Here is a 2,172-nt window from a genome sequence, read left to right on the forward strand (position 1 = left end):
TGCAGAGGCTTGCGGTATAAAAATGGCAATACACCCGGATGATCCGCCATGGTCCATTTTTGGTTTGCCAAGAATCAAGTCTTTTAATTGAATGAAAAAGCTATTTTCAAATCTTTGCAATTGAGCTGTCTTATTCTGTTCATCAAGTGAAGCTCTTGTTGCTTCCATTTCTTCTTTTTGTGTTTGTAACTGTTCCTTTTGGAGTTTAAATGTTTTATATACAAATGCAATTGTAATTATAGTTAAAAATGGGAGGGTGGAGCCACCTAAGAAGTCACCGTAAACACCTAAGTCTGCAAAGGCATCACCTAGTTTAAGCACTTTAACTATAAAAATGCCAAAGATAGGGGACACAAAAGCAAATAATAAAAACATAAGGGCATATTCAGTAATATAATCACTAAAAATAAATTGTCCCTTTTTATCTTCGTTCTTTTTTAACCACTTCATAATACACCTCTTTAAATTAATGCTACTATTATATCATGGAAAGGGTGGTATAAATTCCCTAGAGGAAAATTAATCAATGGAGTTGGGACTGGTAATTTTGTTAGTCTTAATTTATAATAGGGGATGCTAAAAACAGCCATTTCAGCTAACTAACTGTCGGAGGTTATATAGCAACTACCATCTGGTTCAATACGAACAGATGGTTGCTTTATTTATTCTAGTTTACATAAGATAAATTATAGGAAGTTAGTAGTGCTCAAAAAATTGTCTCACTACAACAAGTAATCTTGTTGTAGTGAGACAGGATACAAAAATAAAAATACATTTACATTTTCTTGAATCAATTTCTTTTTCAAGTTCAGCGACTAATTTATCAGCTTGTCCAGCTTTTTCTTCCGCATATTTAAGTGTAGCATTCAAGTTTTTAAATGTATTGTTAGCTGCAGCAAGCTCTTTTTGAATCAAAAAAAACCCCTCACAATAGGTCCTCGAAAAATCCTACTCTAATGTAAATCTCCCGGAAATTGCTTCATCGAGCAGATCTTGTTGGACGAACTTTATAAACTTATTTCGCTGTTCTTCAATCACCACGAGCAATTCTTCCCCCCGTCTTGCATTATTGTGGTCTCTTATTTTGTATAGAACTAAACTACCGTTAGTCAAAGGTTCTCTGAAAGGTCTTAACTAACTATTTCAATATTAATATTTCTGATTAAAGGTATCTATTTATGCGTAAAATTTCAGTTTTACGAATAAATGGACATGGGAATGAATGTTTGGTATAATCTTCATATAATAATTTAGGGAGCGTGTCTTATGTATACAAAGATGTTTCAAACCATTCAAGATACTCTCATAAAAAAAATTGATCCCGTTTTCATTATTATCTTTGGTTCATATGCAAAAAAATCCACACATAAAGACAGTGATATCGATATTGCTTTTTACAGTGAGAATCAATCGCTTACTACATATGAAGTTTTTCAGCTAGCACAGGAATTAGCAGATATTTTGAAAATTGAGGTGGATTTGGTCAACATCCGTACAGCATCCACGGTATTTAAAGCCCAGATATATACTACCGGTACAATTATATATTCAGCGAACGACACTCTTCTTAAAAACCTCCAAATGACTGCACTAAGCATGTACGCTAAATTGAACGAGGAACGCGAAAATATCTTAAAAAAATAGGAGAAAGTGGGACCATTTATGAAGAATGATGTGATATTGAACAAAATCAGTGTTATAGAACGTTGCATAAACCGGGTTAAGGTTGTATATGAAAATAATCCAGAAAACCTAAAGGACTATACTAAACAAGACTCCATCATACTCAATATACAAAGGGCCTGCGAAGCGTGAATCGACTTGGCTATGCATATTGTGGCTGAACGTAAATTGGGATTGCCTCAAACCAGCAGAGATGCTTTTGATATGCTTCATGCGGCTTTAATTATTGACGAAAATAATGTCAAACGATTAAAGGCCATGGTGGGCTTCAGAAACATAGCCGTTCATGATTACCAGACGGTTAATATAGACATTTTGCAGCAAATCGTTACGAACCATCTTGAGGATTTTACTGACTATACAAAACAAATCCTTAAATTTTAATAAAGGAGTATTATGATGAATTACAAAATCTGGATTTGAGTCAATATTTTGGACACAAAAAAGTTAAATCTTAAGCTGCATTTCTAATTTGGTCTTCAATGGCTT

At 33.7% G+C, this 2,172-nt stretch carries 2 protein-coding genes and 2 pseudogenes; 3 read left to right on the forward strand and 1 reads right to left on the reverse strand.

What is annotated here, in order from left to right; genetic code table 11:
* Positions 1–76: pseudogene (locus N9I19_RS24525) on the forward strand (mannonate dehydratase); the annotation flags it as partial.
* A gap of 620 nt (positions 77–696) precedes the next feature.
* On the opposite strand, the gene N9I19_RS24530 reads toward N9I19_RS24525, so the two are convergent.
* Positions 697–915: a hypothetical protein gene (locus tag N9I19_RS24530; RefSeq protein WP_317779297.1), complete on the reverse strand. Its 219-nt coding sequence runs from the start codon at positions 913–915 to the stop codon at positions 697–699.
* Between the two features lie 351 nt (positions 916–1,266).
* Between N9I19_RS24530 and mntA the strand changes: the two genes are divergently transcribed.
* A complete protein-coding gene (gene mntA, locus N9I19_RS24535; protein ID WP_317779298.1) occupies positions 1,267–1,644 on the forward strand; it encodes a type VII toxin-antitoxin system MntA family adenylyltransferase antitoxin in 378 nt (125 codons plus the stop codon).
* 18 nt (positions 1,645–1,662) lie between these two features.
* Positions 1,663–2,067: pseudogene (hepT, locus tag N9I19_RS24540) on the forward strand (type VII toxin-antitoxin system HepT family RNase toxin).
* Positions 2,068–2,172 lie beyond the last annotated feature (105 nt).

Origin of the sequence: Peribacillus sp. CSMR9, assembly GCF_033141925.1 — a bacterium.
Classification (GTDB): domain Bacteria; phylum Bacillota; class Bacilli; order Bacillales; family DSM-1321; genus Peribacillus; species Peribacillus simplex_A.